Origin of the sequence: Streptosporangium sp. NPDC006013 (assembly GCF_040614275.1) — a bacterium.
Lineage (GTDB): Bacteria > Actinomycetota > Actinomycetes > Streptosporangiales > Streptosporangiaceae > Streptosporangium.
This window is the reverse complement of the sequence record NZ_JBEXUE010000998.1, coordinates 1-1,029: the sequence shown is the minus strand read 5'-3', so window position 1 is coordinate 1,029 and position 1,029 is coordinate 1. Positions and strand designations below refer to the sequence as shown.

1 protein-coding gene is annotated in these 1,029 nt (G+C 70.7%); it reads left to right on the top strand.

Going from position 1 to position 1,029, the window contains the following annotated elements; translation table 11 throughout:
* A partial coding sequence (locus ABZ260_RS51565; RefSeq protein ID WP_355633386.1) for a zinc-binding dehydrogenase occupies positions 1 to 1,029 on the top strand: 1,029 nt, incomplete at both ends.

Sequence of the window (1,029 nt, the reverse complement as noted above, 5' to 3'; positions counted from 1 at the left end):
CGTGCTCCCACTCCGGCGCGCTCAGACTGCCGTCGCCGTACCGGCGCTGGGGTCGGGGGCGGGGTTGCTGCCTCCGGCTGGGGTGGCGTGGCGGCTGGGCAGCCGGGCCAAGGGCAGTCTGGACGCGCTGGAGTTGCTTGAGTTCCCGCAGGCGGCCGAGCCGCTGGGGGCCGGGCAGGTCCGGATCGCGGTGCATGCCACGGGGGTGAACTTCCGGGATCTGCTGGACGGGCTCAACGCGCTGGGCTGGTTCCAGGACAAGGTCGGCCTGATGGGCGGCGAGGCCGCCGGGGTGGTGCTGGAAGTCGGCTCCGAGGTCGACAACCTGCGTCCGGGCGACCGGGTGGTCGGCCTGACCGAGGGCGGATTCGGGCCGATGGTGGTCACCGGCGCCGGCGGAGTGACCAAGATCCCCGACGAGGTCTCCTTCGAGCAGGCCGCGACGATCCCGGTGGCGTTCCTGACGACCTACTACGGGCTGATGGATCTGGCCGGGCTGCGGCCGGGCGAGTCGCTGCTGGTGCACGCGGGTACCGGCGGGACCGGTATGGCCGCGATCCAGCTGGCCCAGCGGCTTGGGGTGGAGGTGTTCGCCACGGCCAGCCCGGCCAAGTGGGACGTGCTGCGTTCGCTGGGCATCCCGGACGATCACATCGCCTCCTCGCGCACTCTGGAGTTTGAGGAGCGGTTCGGCGGGCGGGGGATCGATGTGGTCCTCAACTCGCTGACCGGGGAGTTCATCGACGCTTCCGCGCGGTTGCTGCGGCCGGGTGGCCGGTTCATCGAGATGGGCAAGCTGGACATCCGTGACCAGGAGCAGTTCCCGGGGCTGACCTATCGCTGGTTCGACGTGCTTGACGCCGGACCGGAGCGGTTGCGGCAGATCCTGGGCGAGCTGATGGAGTTGTTCGCGGCTGGTGAGTTGCGGCCGTTGCCGGTGACGGCGTGGGATGTGCGGCGGGGCCGGGAGGCGTTCCGGTTCATGAGCCAGGCCAAGCACACCGGCAAGATCGTGCTGACGATGCCCCG